We start from the raw sequence: 16,576 nt of genomic DNA, 5'->3' as shown, positions 1-16,576 counted from the left end.
CCCAAGAATGATGCTTACCCTTATGGCAAGCTCCCCGAATATGCGGCTTCCTTCTCGTTTTTCCTTGAAACTTCTCTGCTGATATATGGAATTACAGCTAAGGAAAATGCAGTAGCCGCCAGTGTTCCAAACTGTAAGAGAGGCTGGCCGCGGTCGAATACACCTTTTGCCACCATCGCTTCTTCTCCAGCAAGTCCTGCTCCTTGAAGCATTCGAATGACCATCAATGCATCAACAAGCTGATAGATAATAAACATCATAGCTCCTAAAGAAACGAGCATACCATTTACAAAAAGTCTTTTTCCTATTTGTCTGCTTGAAGCAAACACACTTGGCCAGTGAAGATGTGTAAAGGAAATCGGGTGGCTTTTAAATGTAACAAAAAAGAGTACCACAGCTCCCGCTGCACTTCCGATAACTGACCCAAGGGCTGCTCCTGTTCCTGCCTGATATGCTGTTCCCTGGCTTATGTATGTAACCCAAGCAAATATCAATATCACCGCTACTCTCAGCACTTGCTCGGATAGGTGAGAAACAGCTGTAGGTACCATATTTCCCCTTCCTTGTCCGTACCCGCGGACTGAAGCTAGAAAGGGGACTGTCAATACGGATAAAGAGATGATTTGAAGCGGGAACGCTAGCATTTCGTCTCCCATCCACTCTGCAAGAAAAGGAGCAGCTACCCACAATAGAATACATAACGGCAGGAAAAAAGTGAAAGTAATATAAAAGAGGCGGCTGCGATTTCCTCTCCCTTGGATCTATGTAAACGATCTTCAAGCATCATTTTTGAAATAATCACCGGAAACCCATACATGGAGATGACCATTACAGCTCCGTAGAATGGATAAATCTGCTGATAAACATAATAACCTAAGTCTCCGGTTAAATTCTGGTAAGGGACTCTGTATAGAGCACTAAGTACTTTTCCCAGTAAACCGGCTGCTGAAAGGATAAGAGCTCCCTTTATTAATTTACTGCCAGCGGGTATGTTCCGATTCTCCAAAAAGGCTCTTCCTTTCTCATATGTAGCTTTATCTCCCGGGATTGTATCCGGCGTTAATTATATCACATTGTACGACTTTCCTAAGAGAACGAAAGATGACTGCAAAAAAGCAGCCCGCTGGCTGCTTTTTTGAAATCGGTTATAATCTTTATTATTGCTCCATTTGTCTGGCAAGAAAACCTGCTGCTGTTTCCAGAAGCTTTTGTGTTACTTCACTATGAATGATTCACTTTTGGCAACCATAACAACTGCTCCAATAGGATCACCATTAGCAATGATAGGAGCTACCACATAGCCTTGCATTTCTTCCTTATGGTCACTGACGACGTTATATTCTCCTTGACTGCTCTCGATCTTTGTCTGACGTTCGGAGATGGCTTCCTCAACTACTTCTCCAACGCTTTTCGTGCCATACTCTTTCTTTGATCCCCCAGAAACAGCAATGTACGTATCGCGATCAGCGATCAAAATAGGATGGTGCAGTGTTTCGTATAATGCCTCTGCATATTCCTTTGCAAAATCACCCAATTCTGAGATAGGGGAATATTTCTTCAGTATGACTTCCCCGTCTCGATCTACAAAAATCTCTAATGGATCGCCTTCCCTTATTCGTAAAGTTCGGCGAATTTCTTTAGGAATGACGACCCTTCCGAGATCATCAATCCGACGGACAATACCAGTAGCTTTCATCTGAGATGCCTCACTTTCTAAGTTGTTTTCTCTTGATGAGATGAATAAAAGAATGGTGGTATAAACTTAGCTGCCTTTCTTTTCGAGACTTTTCTGTTGAAAAGTTCTACTTCATCGTTTTGCTACTCCTATTATCCGTCACCAAAAAAGAACTATTCATTCAATTTCCATATATTTTTTAAAATTTGCCTGTTTTCCCTTTAATACTGTTTAATTGGTCTGATTAACCGTTTCTTTTTTTGCTTCTGGCAGCCTTTTCAAAAGCTTTTCGAGTATGCCCAAGTACTTTTCATCTGACATCTTGCGTCGTTGAAGAACAATTTTGATTTTTTGATCCGTCGCTCCTAGACCCAGTTCTCTGCCAAGATCATTTATGACAGCAAACAGCTTTGCCCCGTCTATCTGATCACTCGTTTCTTTTGAAAGAATGAGTGAAGTTTTGTTGTTCTCCTGCAGCAAAGCCTCAACTCCTTCTTCCTGTCCGTATACCTTAACTTTTGTCAGAGAAATAAGGTTCTTGACTTCCACAGGGAAATCACCAAAGCGGTCAATCATTTCATCCTCCAGATCCCTGATATCCTCTGTTGACTCCACTCCTTTAAAACGTTTGTACATTTCAATTTTTTGCTTGGAGTCTTCAATATAGCTGGCAGGTATATAAGCATCTACTTTCATATCAATTTCAAGTTCAGGTGCTTTCTCTTTTGGTTTATCCCCTTTCCTCTCTTCAATTGCATCCTTCAGCATTTGTGAATACAAATCAAACCCCACGGATTCAATATAGCCGTGCTGCTGGGCACCGAGAAGATTTCCTGTACCTCTGATAGAAAGATCGCGCATCGCGATTTTAAAACCGGAGCCTAATTCTGTAAATTCCTTAATAGCCTGCAGCCGTTTTTCAGCAACTTCACTTAGCACCTTATCCCTTTGGTAGGTAAAATAGGCATAAGCCACCCGGTTAGATCTTCCTACCCGTCCACGTATTTGATACAGCTGCGAGAGCCCCATCTTATCAGCGTTGTAAATGATTAAAGTGTTTACATTCGGTATATCTACACCTGTTTCGATAATAGTAGTTGTCACCAGGACATCTTTATTTCCTTCCAGGAAGTCTATCATCACTGACTCAAGCTCTTGTTCGTTCATTTGCCCGTGTGCATAGGTGACATTTGCTTCCGGAACAAGCATAGAAATTTGATCTGCCATACGGCTTATATCGTCTACGCGGTTGTAGAGGAAATACACTTGTCCTCCCCGGCTCAATTCTCTTTCTACGGCCTCCTTGATGAGCGATGCATTATAATCGAGCACATACGTTTGAACGGGAAACCTGTTCTCCGGAGGTGTTTCAATAACAGACAAATCCCGGACACCGAGCATAGACATATGAAGGGTTCTTGGTATAGGAGTGGCTGTCAGCGTAAGCACATCGATATTAGATTTCAGCTGCTTAATCTTTTCTTTATGGGTCACGCCAAAACGCTGCTCCTCATCCACGATTAATAGACCTAAATCCTTGAATATTACATCCTTGGAAAGAACGCGGTGGGTACCGATTACAATATCTACGCTTCCTGCCTTTAACCCTTTTATCGTTTCATTTTGCTGCTTTCGTGTACGGAAACGGCTTAAGAGGCCTACATTAATAGGGTATTCCGAAAACCGTTCCTGGATGGTCTCGTAATGCTGCTGGGCAAGTATGGTCGTCGGCACCAGTATTGCTACCTGCTTCCCATCCATAATGGCTTTAAAGGCAGCCCTGATTGCAACTTCCGTTTTCCCATAACCAACATCTCCACAAAGAAGACGGTCCATTGGCCTGCCTTTCTCCATGTCCTCTTTAATTTCTTGAATTGCCCTTAGTTGGTCCTCTGTTTCCTGATAAGGAAAAGAAGATTCAAATTCTTTTTGTTCAGGGCTGTCAGGTGAATAGGCATAACCTTTCGAAGCTTCTCTTTCGGCATAAAGCTTGATTAAGTCGTCTGCTATATCTTCTACTGAATTTTGTACTTTTCGTTTAACCTTTTTCCATTCATTTCCCCCAAGCGCGTAGATCTTAGGGTCTTTCTCCTCTGAAGCGACGTATTTCTGCACCTGGTCTATTTGTTCCACAGGCACATACAACTTATCGTTTCCTGCGTAGGAAATATTTAAATAATCTTTATGAATACCGTTTACTTCAAGAGTTTCAATTCCTAAATATTTACCTATCCCATGATTAGTGTGAACGATAAGGTCACCGACCTGAAGCTCTGAATAGCTTTTGATCCGCTCAGCATTAGAAATCTTCTGACCTCTTCTTGCTCTTGTTACTTTCTTCGTAAACGTTTCTTTTTCCGTAATCACAGCTATCTTTTCCATAGGAAGCTCAAAGCCGCTGTTTAAATACCCCGTGGTGATATATAGATATCCTGGTCGAAGTGAGGTACCTTCCTTCGCTATTTCCGTTACGATATCATAATCACTCAGTATATTTTGCAGCTTTTTCGCCCGCTCATCATCACTTGCTACGAATACCACTGTAAAGCTGCCTTTTTTCCATCGGTCAACTTCCCCCTGTAACACAGGCATTTGCCCATGGAACTGCTGCATTGACTTACAGTTCACATTTACAATATTTTGCGGATTAATGGTAGGCACATGACGTAAAAACAAGGACAGGTGAACCTTTGGCTGCTTCATACGAGTAAAAAGCTTTTCAAATGGGATGGATAATTCAAGGTCATGTGGGACTTCACCTTGCTCCAGTAATGCGGTGTTCCACTCAGCTTCCTCTTTGTCCAGCCTTTCTGCCATTTCCTGAACTCTTGTTAATTCATCAACCATTACCAGTGAGTCTTCCGGCAGGTAATCTAATAACGTGCCGGTTTCCTCGTAGTAGTAACTTACGTACTTATACAGCCCCTGAAATCTGCTTCCCTCGCGGAGCTGATCCCTTTCATACGTTAAATAGCTTTGGAGCTTTTCCTTCACTTCGTTGTTTTTCAATTTCTTTAAAGAGGCTGCAAGGGAGTGCTCAAGCTTTTCTGCTCCCCGGTATAGATGCTCTTTAAACAGAATAATTTCCTGGCCCGGACCAATGAGCACTTCTTTTACTTGCGTTAATGAACGCTGGTCTTCTGCGTGAAAGTAGCGAATGGAATCAATCTCGGTATCAAAAAGTTCAATACGCAGAGGATTTTCCTCTGTCAGTGGATAGATATCGATGATACCTCCGCGAATGCTGAATTCGCCTGGAGAGCTGACCATATCCGCTCGTTGATACCCCGTAGATGTCAGCGTATACACAAAGTCATCTATAGGCAGATCTTCCCCGACTCTTAAACGATATTGACAGCGCTCCCATAGAGATGGAGGAGGGAGAAGACGTCTCATTCCTGCAATAGGGACAACCACAACGCCTTTCTTTCCATGCAGCAGTGAATTTAATACCTCGATTCGCTGAGCCATCATTTCAGGGCTGGCCACAGCTATTTCCGAGGAAATAAGTTCATTCACAGGGTATAAGTAAACATTATCACCTAAAAGATCTATTAAGTCTTCATAGAGTTTTTGAGCTTGGTACAGGTTATGTGTGATCACAACCTGTGGGCGGGAAGTCTCTTCAAAAAACGAAGCCATTAACATCGTGCGGGCCGACCCTGTCAACCCTGTTACCAACTGCTCCTTTAAACCCGCTTCCACCCCCTCTTTTACCGCTTGAACATCTTTATTGTTCAGTAAGACCTGTTGGATACCCTTCATTCTTTTTGTTCCTCCTCATTTCTCAACCACCTCTCCCACTCTTTGGAACAGGATGACGGCCTTCTCCTACTTATCTATTCAGATGCACATAGCTGCTGTACACCAATTATATACAATCCAAGACTGCTTCTTTCCACCTTACTTGCAGCCAGAGAACAGAAAAATGCTTTGGCTCACGTCTCACCAAAGCTGTTTTTCTATCTTATATACTATCATGATAATACGATTAATTAGTTAATCCAACGCTCAATTGCATGCAAAGAAGGATCTCTCTCCAATGCCTCCTGACAATGCTCACATGTGACCTTCACATAGGTATTTCCATTATTTCCGTAATGAACCATTTCTGCCCGTTCACTTTCTGTAAGCTCTTGTAAACCAAGCTTATGAGAATCCAGCAGCCGATCGTCTTCTACCTCACCGATGGTTGTCCCGCAATGACGGCAGTGATATGAAATTGCCATATGCATACTCCCTTCTACCGTTTACAGCTATTTTTTCGTAGTATAAACGGCAGAAGCATTCCCTATACTCCTTCTTTGCGATTAAACTCATTCATCACTGAAGCAAAATCCTCTTTCGTCCACAGAGCAGCGGCTTCAGCTGACTTCTCAATCGCTTCCTTTACAGCTTCCTTTTCCTCAGGCGGAAATTTACCCAGCACATGAGAGGTAATGGATGCTCCTGCTTCGGGACGTCCAACACCTATTCTGATTCTTTTAAAATCTTTTGTGCCCAAATGGTTGATAAGAGACTTCATGCCATTATGGCTCCATGGCCCCCCTTTTGCCGAAGGCGCAATGAACCTGGTTCCAGGTCTAAATCATCATATATTACTAGTACATCTTCAGGTTCAATGGAGAAGTAATCAAGCAACGGCTTAACCGATTCCCCTGATAAGTTCATAAAGGTCAGGGGCTTAAGTAAAAATACTTTTTCGCCACCCTGAACTCCTGTCCCGTATACCCCTTTAAATTTGCTTTGATCTAAAGAGATACTCAATTTTTCTGCCACTATATCAATAGCTTCAAAGCCAACATTGTGTCTTGTTTCATTGTACTTTGCCCCTGGATTGCCTAAACCGACAATGAGCTTCATAATCTTTCCCTCACTTCATCGCTTTCTTTCACGCAGAATGGACGGAGAAGAGCCCGTACAGGCTCTACCTCCGTCTTTCCTTTCAAAAATCTCAGATGTGAAAAAGGTATACCCGGCCACAACCGGCTATACCTTGTAATCTATTTGTTATTGATTTGAATCATTATTGTCTTCAGAGGCGTCTTCACCAGATTCCTCTGCACCCTCTTCGCCTACCAGCTCAGGCTCTCCGCCTTCTTCAGCAGCAGGCTCTTCCTCTTCTTGAGGTGGAAGCACGGTTACCACTGTTTCATCCGGTTCACCTAGAATTTCAAAGTTTCTGCCGGACTTCAAGGCGTCAACTTGAATGGAATCACCAATGTTTAGTTCAGAAATATCCACTGTTATTTCTTCTGGAAAATCTTCTGGCTTAGCTCGCACGGTAATGTTGTAAAGAAGATGAGAGACAATGCCTCCTTCTTTCTCACCCGGTGCTTCTCCAGTTAGACTTACTGTAACATCTGCATCCATTTCAGCATCTAAATCAACTTCAAAGAAGTCTATATGCATGATATGGTCCTTAAGCGGATCTACTTGAATATCATGAGCGATAACTTTATGTTTCTTTCCTGTAGATTCCACTTCTAATTCTACAATGCCGTTACGTCCTACTTCACGAATGGTTTTAATAAAGTCAACATTTTCAACCGCTACCGGTGTGCTCTCTACTTTTTTACCGTATAGTACACCTGGCACAAAACCTTCCACGCGAAGCTTTCTTGTGGCAGAACGTTTTAAATCTGTACGTGACTTAGCCTCTAATACTGCTGACATTCTATTCACCCCTTATTAGTGTCCATTATTCTTTATTCCCGACATTTCATCTTCCGAAACCAAAAATCTGAATAAATTACTTGAAAAGGTTGTTGAATGTTACTGGCAAGTGGTAAGTTTTTCGTTTGTACACCTTAGTGGAAATGTTTCTTCTTTATAGAAAACCATACTTCTTTGCTTTAATCAAACAGCGTGCTGACAGACGTGTGCTCGTGTACACGGATAATCGCTTCTGCCATTAGACCAGCAACGGAAAGCTCATGAATCTTTTCGATTTTCTTTTCCTCTGGGAGAGCGATTGTATTTGTTACAGTCAGCTCTTTAATTTGCGAATTCTTGATCCGTTCAATAGCAGGCCCTGATAATACCGGGTGCGTGCTGCATGCATACACTTCTTTGGCGCCATGCTCAATTAATGCATCTGCAGCTAATGTCATCGTTCCGGCGGTATCGATAATGTCATCAATAATAATGGCAGTTTTTCCTTCTACGTTACCGACAATGTTCATAACCTCGGACACATTAGGCTTTGGACGTCTTTTATCAATAATAGCAATCGGAGCTTTTAAACGGTCAGCCATTCTTCTTGCCCGTACCACACCTCCGTGGTCCGGAGAAACAATGACTACATCCTCTAATCCTTTTTCCTCATAATGCTTGGAAAGAAGGGGCACACCGAGAAGCTGATCCACAGGAATATCAAAGAATCCTTGTATTTGTGTAGCATGAAGATCCATACTAAGCACTCTCGTGGCTCCTGCTGTCTCTAGGAGGTTTGCTACAAGCTTTGAAGTAATCGGCTCACGTGAGCGGGCTTTACGGTCTTGACGGGCGTATCCATAATAAGGTATCACCACATTGATGGTGTTAGCTGAAGCACGTTTGGCGGCATCCACCATAATTAAAAGCTCCATAAGATGTTCATTTGCAGGCTCAGAAGTTGACTGGACTATAAATACGTCACACCCTCGGATGCTTTCTTCGATGTTGACTTGAACTTCGCCGTCACTAAAACGCTTTACCGAGCATTTTGCCAAATCAATCCCTATATGTTCTGCTATTTCCTCAGCCAGCTTTGGATTAGAGTTTAAGGTGAATACCTTCAAATACGGATCATCATACATTGCCATTTCTTTATTCCCTCCGTGCTATTATTGGTTAGATTTCTTTTTAAAATTTTCTTTATTTGTCTGCCTTGCGCGAGCAATGGATAAAGCTTTGCCCGGTACATCGTCGGTAATTGTCGATCCAGCAGCCACATATGCACCTTCTCCGACAGTTACAGGAGCGATCAAATTAGAATTGCATCCGATAAAAGCATCATTCTCGATCTTTGTCAGATGCTTTGAACTCCCGTCATAATTTACTGTAATCGAACCACAGCCTAAATTAACGTTTGTGCCTACTTCGGCATCCCCAATATAGCTTAAGTGAGAAGCCTTGCTTCCTTTATCCATGGAAGACTTTTTCACTTCCACAAAGTTCCCGATCTTCACTTCATCACTAATTTGTGATTGAGGCCTGATATGAGCAAATGGGCCAATATTTACATTGTTCCCCACTTCACTGTCAGCCACAACAGACTGTTTAATATGAGTGCTGTTTCCAATGGTACTGTCAATTAATTCACTGTGAGGGCCAATTGTGCATTTTTCTCCGATTTTTGTATGGCCTGTTATTATTACACCTGGAGAAAGGACCGTATCGCGTCCAATTTCTGCTTCTGAAGAAATATAAGTATTATCAGGGTCAAGAAGAGTAACACCCTGCCTCATCCAATTCTCATTGATTCGGCGTTTCATAGCCTGCTCCGCTTTGGAAAGAGCTACCCGGTCGTTTACACCTATCGTTTCTGTAAAATCTTCAGTCTGCCAGGCAGAGATCGTTTCCCCCTGCTCTTTTAAGATTTCAATCACATCAGGAAGGTAATATTCTCCTTGAACATTATTATTTTCAACTTGCTTTAAAGCCTTAAATAGGGATTTATTATCAAAACAATAGGTACCTGTATTTATTTCCTTTACAGCCCGTTCAGTATCATTTGCATCTTTATGTTCTACAATACGGGTAACAACTCCACTTTTTTCATCACGCAGAATCCTGCCGTAGCCCGTTGGGTCATCTGCTTTAGCAGTCAAAATTGTAGCTTTTGCACTTGTTTTTTCGTGGTGGTCCATTAAATCGGTTATTGTTTCCGCAGTGAGTAACGGTGTATCACCACATAAAACAACGGTTATTCCGTCCCTGCCGGCAAGCTGGTTTTCTGCCTGTTCTACAGCATGCCCTGTTCCCAGTTGTTCTTCCTGCAGAGCGTAAGAACTCCGGTCTCCCAAATGATCTTTTACCATCTCCGCACCGTGCCCTACAATTGTAACGATTTCTGATAAGCCTGCATGGCGGACCTGCTCTACCACATGTTGAACCATAGGTTTACCACATACAGGATGAAGTACTTTATACAAGTCAGATCTCATTCGTGTTCCTTGTCCCGCAGCCAAAATAACTGCAAAGCGATCACTCATTATTTATCCCCCAAGCATGCTTTTTCCATTACGAATATATCCTAAAAAAAAGACCTTTTCAAGGTTTGTCTTGATCTGGTCATAAAACCTTTACAACTTTTTTTCACGCGGCTCACATTAACTTCATTATTTTCCCAAAAAATAGCGACCTTGCTCAAATTCTGCAAGGCCGCTTGGCGTGTAAGTATAAATTAAGAAGCTCCAGCTTCTTCGAATTCTACGTTTTCTAATTCTCCCTGACGTTCGTACTCACCCAAAACAGCTGTTTGGATCTTTTCACGCGTTTGTGAAGAAATAGGGTGGGCGATGTCTCTAAACTCTCCATCCGGGGTACGTTTACTAGGCATAGCTACAAACAAACCATTATTCCCATCAATCACACGAATGTCATGAACAACAAACTCATTATCAATTGTAATAGAGGCTATCGCTCTCATTCTTCCATCGGTATTTACCCGGCGAAGTCTTACGTCTGTCACTTCCATTCTGTCACCACCTTTTGCCAAATAAAAGTCTTGATACTCAAATTCAACGACTAAGGCAGCAATTCCTTCTTTCCTTTCATAAAAATAATATTTTTTTGTTCCTTTTATTTTTCTGAAGAAAAGAAGGGTGGATTCAAATGGTTCTTCTACCCTTTTATAAGAGCAATTACTTCAATTTCCACAAGCACATCCTTTGGAAGACGTGCCACTTCTACACAAGAACGAGCTGGCTGATGCTCACTGAAATATTCACCGTATACTTCATTGATTAACGGAAATTCGTCCATATTTTTTATGAAAACGGTGGCTTTTACCACGGTGTCCAGTGATGCTCCGGCTTCAGCAAGGACAGCTTTGAGGTTTTGAAAGACCTGATGGGTCTGCTCCTGAACTCCGCCTTCTACGATTTCCATTTCGGGAGTAAGAGGAATTTGGCCTGAACTATAAAATATATTGTTTACTATAATCCCTTGACTATAAGGACCGATGGCTTCTGGTGCCTTGGTCGTGTATACTTTTTTCATGCTTTGACCACCTCTTTGATTTTGTCGAGACAATTTCCTGGTACCACTTTTATTTCTTTTTGTTTTTCATTTACCTGAGCCAGTCTGGTGATTGACACGTAATCGGTAACAAGGCGTTCTTCCACATCTTCTGCTTCTACAAGAACACCAATCCCGACCACGTTGGCGCGGAATTCCTTCAAGAGATCCATCATGCCTAAAGCAGTGCCTCCTGCTTTCATGAAGTCATCCACAATTAATACATTGGCACCTTCTGGCAGGCTGCGGCGGGCAAGAGACATGGTTTGAATCCGCTTCGATGAACCAGAGACATAATTAATGCTTACCATTGAGCCTTCCGTGACCCGATGATCTCTTCTCACGATGCTCACTGGCACGTCCAAATAGGAGCCTACCGCATAAGCAAGCGGTATTCCCTTGGTAGCTACAGTCATCACGGCATCAATCTTCTGATCTGCAAATACAGCTGCATATAATCGTCCAATTTCATTCATTAACCGGGGATAACCAAGAATGTCCATCATGTATAAATACCCGCCTGGCAACAGCCGCTCCGGATCTTCTAGCTTCCTGCAAAGGTTATAAATAATCTCTTCCCCTTCTTCAGGAGCAACAGTGGGAACATATTTCACCCCGCCGTTTGCCCCGGGAATGGTTAAAAGAGATCCGATACTCTGTGATTCAAACATCTCTTTTACAATACCTAAATCTTCACTAATTGAGGATTTAGCAGATGTATATCGATCGGCAAAATAACTTAACGAGATTAACTGGTGCGGATGCTGTAAGAGAAAATGAGTCATGTCAACTAGACGTCCGCTGCGTTTCATTTTTTTCATAAGCCCCTCCGGAAAAACCGAATATTTTAGTTTAATATACCATCTTTGTACGGATTTTATCAAGTGTTGGGCTGACTAATTAAACGGACGGCATAAACCTGGTCACAAAATCCTCTCAGGGCATTATATACACGATGAACTCTTGCTTCTTTTTGAATCAGACCGAAAACAGTAGGCCCGCTGCCGCTCATTAATGCTGCATCAACACCGGACTTTTCCATTCGCTTTTTTATTTGTTTTACCTCTGGATGCATCTTCAGCGTAACGTCTTCCAAATCATTAGAAAGCATGTCGCAGATTTTTTATAATCATGTTCTTCAATGGCTCTCTTCATGATATCCGAACAATTTGGCTTTGATTGATCGATGCTGAGTCGTCGGTACACATCGGCAGTAGATACTCCAATCGGCGGTTTTGCCAGGATTACCCAGCAAGGAGGCGGCGAAGACAGTGGCTGAATAATTTCTCCTCTGCCTGTAGCAAGGGCTGTTCCTCCGTAAACACAAAACGAAACATCGGAACCGATTTCTGCCCCCAGGCCAGCAAGCTCTTCTTTGCTTAAATGAAGGTCCCAAAGGATATTTAATCCCTTTAACACAGCAGCAGCGTCACTGCTTCCTCCGGCTAAGCCTGCAGCTACCGGGATGTTCTTTTTTATGTAAATTGAGACCCCTTGATTCACAGTAAATCGCTTTTGCAGCAGGGCAGCAGCCTGATACGCTAAATTTCGGTTATCGGTTGGAACTAAACCTGAGGACATCTCAACAGTGATTTTAGTTCCTTCTTGGCTTTGAAGTTCCACCCTGTCAGCAAGATCAACCTGTGTCATAACCATTTTGACTTCATGGTAGCCATCTTCCCGCTTGTTCAGAACATCAAGGGATAAATTTATTTTGGCAGGAGCTTTTACAGATAGCTTCACGTTCCATTCTCCTTCATTTGCTTTGTTTCCTTTCATATTGCTTATCATCTGTCCATTTTAGTCGAAAAATGAAGCCATGTACAGAAAAATAGGGGTCAGGCATGAATGCCTGACCCAAAACCAGCGGTGTAATGTTACTTCTTTCCTGCCATCTGTTCTTCGGCCATTTCTATTGCACGTTTGACCATGTTTCCTGCATCACGAGATTTGATTCCACCCCATCCTTCTTTTTGCACGGTTTCATAAAATCCCAGATCTTTGGCCAACTCATACTTGAAATTCTCGGACATGATTCCTCGTCTGCGACTCAAGGTCACCAGCCCCTTTTTTCACCGCTGGTCAAGAATAGTATGAGCTTAAACAGACATAAATATAGCTTTCTGCCCAAAGAACAGAAAGCCATCTTCTCCCATAACTGGGAGCTGGTATGTTTGTTATGCTTGCAGCTCTTCTTCTTCTGTAAGCGTGAGCTGAACCGTCTTGGTGAGCACGTCTGTGTAACTGTAGGAAATCCTTTCAATTGGATACTTTTCCCTATCCAGCTTAACAATAAAAACTGAAGGATATGTCTCTTCAATCAGCCAGAGCGTTCTACAGTCTTTCTTCTTCCGCCGTTCGCCTTTACTGTCACTCGTTTACCTACATTGGCATCTAAAGCTTGTTTAATTTCGACCAGCGTTTTTCCCATAGTTAATACCCACCTCACTAATATGAATTGTATCACTTCACCTTCACATTGTCAAATAAAATTTTTTATTATAACAGTGTTTTGAAAGTGTTGTCAATAACCTTTAACCCTCTCCATCTGCTACTGCTTTGTTTAGTCTGTACCACTTTCTCAAAAATATGTAAAAAACTAGTGATTATTTTTATTATTTAAAAGGGTTTTCGATAAATACATACATACTTCCACAAGATAGAGGATTTTTTTCCTTGCTTTCTCGACACTACTGCCTTTTTTCCTTCGCTAAAAATATTTTTATTTTCTCCTTTCTGAAATAAGGAGGCGTACAAAAAACCGCTCACCTTTTTGGCTAGCGGTTCAATGCAGAATCTTCACTTTTCCACGGTACGCCTCTTCGAAGTACTCCTTTTGTCTCCAGTCCTCCCAGTCCCTCTTCACCGGTTATTGTATTCCGGATAAGCTGAAGGATACTCACTTGATCCATGAACGGCGTCAAGCTTATTTTGGCAGCAATATAAACCGGGTCCAAGGCATGGATGTTGACTCTATTCGGAGCACTGGCAAAGTTAGCCCCTGCTTTAATCAGCCACTCAAAATAGGACTGGCATGCCCCTGCAAAGATAACGAGATCATCCAGCTGGGGTACAATGTTTCTCGCCTCCCGCACTGTCTGGCCAAACGCTTTTGAATGCCGGTATGCCTTAAGATCATTTTCTTCTCCTCTAGAAGGCAAATAGGCATCGTGGCCGGTTATTACTAAAATATCCGGTCGGACCATATGAAGAAGAGAGGCAACTTGATTAGGCATTTCTTTTTCAGGAAGATGGACACCATATACCGGGATCCCCAAACGATCATATAAAGCCGTACACTTTTCCAAATAAGAGGGGTCTCCATCCAGATGGAGAACCCTTCCTCTCATTTCAAAATAAGGAGTCGATGAGGAATAACTATCCGTTGTTTCATACTCATTTCTTTCTTTTAAGAGCCTGCATTCCTGACGGAAAAGGCGATAGCAGTTTTCCTCTTTTTCTTTGGATTCCTTCTGACGTTTTTCTCTTTCCTGATCGTCAATCTTTTTTAAATCCGACAACGGAGAATCCGCCTGAAGCCGAACCTCTTCTCCAATCAGCTCGGCTTTCCCATCCTTAACCGCCGTAATTCTAAACAAAATATCGCAGTTATACGAGTATCTCGCTACCAAGTCACCTGCTTGAAAGCCCATTAGACACTCCTCCTTCACCACATAGCCTATGCACAGCAAAAAGAGGTGTGCCTGCCCACTCTGTAATTAGTTTATTCTGGTGATCCCCTTGGATTACCCTTGATTATAAAGGGGGTACAAAGCAAAACTTAAGCGAGAGAACTCCTCCATGGACAAGGTTTCTCCCCGCCGCTGAGAATCAATGCCTGCTTCCTCCAGAGCCTGAATAATTTCCTGTTTTTGTTCCTTACCTAACAGATTATGCTGAAGATTGTTCAGAAGGGTTTTGCGTCTTTGGGCAAAGGAGGCTCGTACAACCTGAAAATAAAAATCCTTATCTGGAACTTTTATTGGGGGCTCTTCAAGAAGCTCTAAGTGAAGGATAGCTGAATCAACATTAGGCTGGGGAACAAAGACGGTCTTTGGGACAGTCATCACTTTCTTTGCTTTCGCGTGATACTGAACAGCAATAGATAAAGAACCATAATCCTTGGTACCCGGCTTTGCAGCAATGCGATCCGCGACTTCTTTTTGAATCATGACTGTGTAGCCGCTGACAGGAAGGTCCTGCTCCAACAAAGACATGAGAATAGGAGTCGTAACATAATACGGGAGATTGCCCACCACTCCCACACGTCTTACATCTTGCATATCGTTTTCTATTACTGACTTCACATCAGCTTTTAGTATATCTTGATGATGCACCGCTACATGGCTGTAGGGAGCTAACGTATCTTGCAAGATAGGGATAAGACGCTGATCAATTTCAAAAGCCGTAACCTTTTTTGTTCTTTTGGCCAGCTGTTCTGTCAGTGCCCTATGCCGGGGCCAACTTCAATTGCTCCATCCTCTTGTGTCAGGCCTGTGGCATCTACAATCTTTCTCAGGATGTTCACATCAATCAGAAAGTTTTGTCCCAGGCTTTTTTTAAATGAGAATTTATGATTGTTAAGTATTTCTCGCGTGCGAATTGGAGTGGCAATGTCTTTTGTCACTTTGTATCTTCCTCCTCTATTACCGTCATAACTGCTCGGGCGAATTCATCCTCGGTAATACAAAATACTTCCAGTCTTTTTAACAGCTGCTTCCCGTTAGCGTATCCTATGCCAAGCTCCTCTCCCAACCGTTCTCTTCTTTTTCGTGCAAAAGGGCCGGCCAGGAGCCCTGCGTCCATTAAATCCTGCTGGCTTATGGTTTGAGAAGTTTGTTCTTCACTCTCAGTTCTGACAGCCGCGAGAGCTTCCCTGATTGCTTCGGGAGAGGCGTGTTCTACTCCGATGCTGCTTCCTTTGTTCTGAGAAAGGGCTTTTCGTTTTGGCAGGAAGGCATGCTTGCAGCCTGGAACGGCTTCACTTACTATTCTGCGGATACGATCACCAGGCGTGTCCGGATCCGTAAACACAATCACTCCTCGCCGTTCCATGCAAGCTTAATCCTCTTAAGGACCCCGTGGGAGACGGCAGAACCATTTGTTTCTATTGTATCTGCATCCACTGCCTGTTTAATCGCCGTTGTATCGTCTTTTCCTTCCACTACAATACACTCTTTTATTTTCATGTTTCCTCCAAGTTTACTCATTTACACTTCAAAGTCCAAAAGTCGTTATCTATTATACATGAAAGGCTTTATCTCTTTCTTTATTTTACCCCAAAAAAGCTGATCCCTATTGAGCAAGCGCCTCCTTCTTCAGAAAACTGCTAAAAGCTGTGATTTGCAACCGCTGGATGGAGGTGCTTTTACACAACGGTACAAGTACGTTCTCCGTTCAACCTTCCCTTCAACTCCAACCATGGCCGGTCAACATTCATCCTATTGGAAAATTGTCATTTCCTAGTGCCATTGCATTCTTATTTCTATTAGGAATAACAGTTCAGCAAAAAAAGGACTCTCCGCTATGATGAGGGAGGTCCAACAACAACCCATCACCAAAGGAGAATCCTGTTTGAATCGTACTCAACATGGTCGTATTATTCCAGTTTCTACATCACTTTCGAAATTTGCACCTTTATGGCGAAGAAAAATCATTAAGCCTTGCCGGATATAA

The 16,576-nt window shown here is 42.6% G+C and carries 12 protein-coding genes and 6 pseudogenes; all 18 read right to left on the bottom strand.

Going from position 1 to position 16,576, the window contains the following annotated elements:
• Window positions 1-20 precede the first annotated feature (20 nt).
• The 18 genes and pseudogenes from JCM19033_RS18000 to rnmV all read right to left on the bottom strand — a co-directional run bounded on the left by JCM19033_RS18000 (window position 21) and on the right by rnmV (window position 16,089).
• Window positions 21-689: an oligosaccharide flippase family protein gene (locus tag JCM19033_RS18000; protein ID WP_269758362.1), complete on the bottom strand. Its 669-nt coding sequence runs from the start codon at window positions 687-689 to the stop codon at window positions 21-23.
• Window positions 680-1,006 carry an oligosaccharide flippase family protein gene (locus JCM19033_RS17995; RefSeq protein ID WP_054637346.1) on the bottom strand — a complete coding sequence of 109 codons (327 nt, stop codon included), beginning with the start codon at window positions 1,004-1,006 and terminating at the stop codon, window positions 680-682. Before JCM19033_RS17995 ends, JCM19033_RS18000 begins: the two co-directional genes overlap by 10 nt.
• A 151-nt stretch (window positions 1,007-1,157) precedes the next feature.
• Window positions 1,158-1,696: pseudogene (spoVT, locus tag JCM19033_RS17990) on the bottom strand (stage V sporulation protein T).
• 210 nt (window positions 1,697-1,906) lie between these two features.
• Window positions 1,907-5,440, bottom strand: coding sequence for a transcription-repair coupling factor (gene mfd / locus JCM19033_RS17985; protein ID WP_054637345.1), 3,534 nt, complete (start codon window positions 5,438-5,440; stop codon window positions 1,907-1,909).
• 230 nt (window positions 5,441-5,670) lie between these two features.
• Complete coding sequence (locus JCM19033_RS17980) at window positions 5,671-5,904, bottom strand: anti-sigma-F factor Fin family protein (RefSeq protein ID WP_054637344.1); 234 nt, start codon at window positions 5,902-5,904, stop codon at window positions 5,671-5,673.
• Between the two features lie 62 nt (window positions 5,905-5,966).
• Window positions 5,967-6,538 (bottom strand): annotated as a pseudogene (gene pth / locus JCM19033_RS17975) (aminoacyl-tRNA hydrolase).
• A gap of 147 nt (window positions 6,539-6,685) precedes the next feature.
• The gene (locus tag JCM19033_RS17970) at window positions 6,686-7,351 is read right to left on the bottom strand and encodes a 50S ribosomal protein L25/general stress protein Ctc (RefSeq protein ID WP_054637343.1); all 666 of its coding nucleotides are present in this window, start codon (window positions 7,349-7,351) and stop codon (window positions 6,686-6,688) included.
• A 179-nt stretch (window positions 7,352-7,530) separates the two neighbouring features.
• A complete protein-coding gene (locus tag JCM19033_RS17965) occupies window positions 7,531-8,481 on the bottom strand; it encodes a ribose-phosphate diphosphokinase (RefSeq protein ID WP_083465565.1) in 951 nt (316 codons plus the stop codon).
• Between the two features lie 21 nt (window positions 8,482-8,502).
• A complete protein-coding gene (gene glmU / locus JCM19033_RS17960; protein ID WP_054637342.1) occupies window positions 8,503-9,873 on the bottom strand; it encodes a bifunctional UDP-N-acetylglucosamine diphosphorylase/glucosamine-1-phosphate N-acetyltransferase GlmU in 1,371 nt (456 codons plus the stop codon).
• Window positions 9,874-10,064: 191 nt separating this feature from the next.
• Entirely contained in the window at window positions 10,065-10,358 is a 294-nt protein-coding gene (spoVG, locus tag JCM19033_RS17955) for a septation regulator SpoVG (protein WP_054637341.1), read from the bottom strand.
• A 146-nt stretch (window positions 10,359-10,504) separates the two neighbouring features.
• Window positions 10,505-10,882: a RidA family protein gene (locus JCM19033_RS17950; protein ID WP_054637340.1), complete on the bottom strand. Its 378-nt coding sequence runs from the start codon at window positions 10,880-10,882 to the stop codon at window positions 10,505-10,507.
• Window positions 10,879-11,721 carry a pur operon repressor gene (purR, locus tag JCM19033_RS17945; protein ID WP_054637339.1) on the bottom strand — a complete coding sequence of 281 codons (843 nt, stop codon included), beginning with the start codon at window positions 11,719-11,721 and terminating at the stop codon, window positions 10,879-10,881. Before purR ends, JCM19033_RS17950 begins: the two co-directional genes overlap by 4 nt.
• A 59-nt stretch (window positions 11,722-11,780) precedes the next feature.
• Window positions 11,781-12,643 (bottom strand): annotated as a pseudogene (gene ispE / locus JCM19033_RS17940) (4-(cytidine 5'-diphospho)-2-C-methyl-D-erythritol kinase).
• A 134-nt stretch (window positions 12,644-12,777) separates the two neighbouring features.
• Window positions 12,778-12,954, bottom strand: a complete 177-nt coding sequence (locus JCM19033_RS17935; RefSeq protein ID WP_054637338.1) for a small, acid-soluble spore protein, alpha/beta type — start codon at window positions 12,952-12,954, stop codon at window positions 12,778-12,780.
• 213 nt (window positions 12,955-13,167) lie between these two features.
• Window positions 13,168-13,331, bottom strand: a pseudogene (locus tag JCM19033_RS28425) (Veg family protein); the annotation flags it as partial.
• Window positions 13,332-13,677: 346 nt separating this feature from the next.
• The gene (gene yabG / locus JCM19033_RS17925) at window positions 13,678-14,553 is read right to left on the bottom strand and encodes a sporulation peptidase YabG (protein ID WP_054637337.1); all 876 of its coding nucleotides are present in this window, start codon (window positions 14,551-14,553) and stop codon (window positions 13,678-13,680) included.
• A gap of 93 nt (window positions 14,554-14,646) precedes the next feature.
• Window positions 14,647-15,527 (bottom strand): annotated as a pseudogene (gene rsmA, locus JCM19033_RS17920) (16S rRNA (adenine(1518)-N(6)/adenine(1519)-N(6))-dimethyltransferase RsmA).
• Window positions 15,524-16,089: pseudogene (gene rnmV, locus JCM19033_RS17915) on the bottom strand (ribonuclease M5). The pseudogenes rsmA and rnmV overlap by 4 nt, the downstream one beginning before the upstream one ends.
• Between the last annotated feature and the right edge of the window lie 487 nt (window positions 16,090-16,576).

It is taken from the genome of Thalassobacillus sp. C254, from assembly GCF_001310615.1.
The sequence above is the reverse complement of the archived record's forward strand: the minus strand, read 5'-3'. Positions and strand labels throughout refer to the sequence as shown.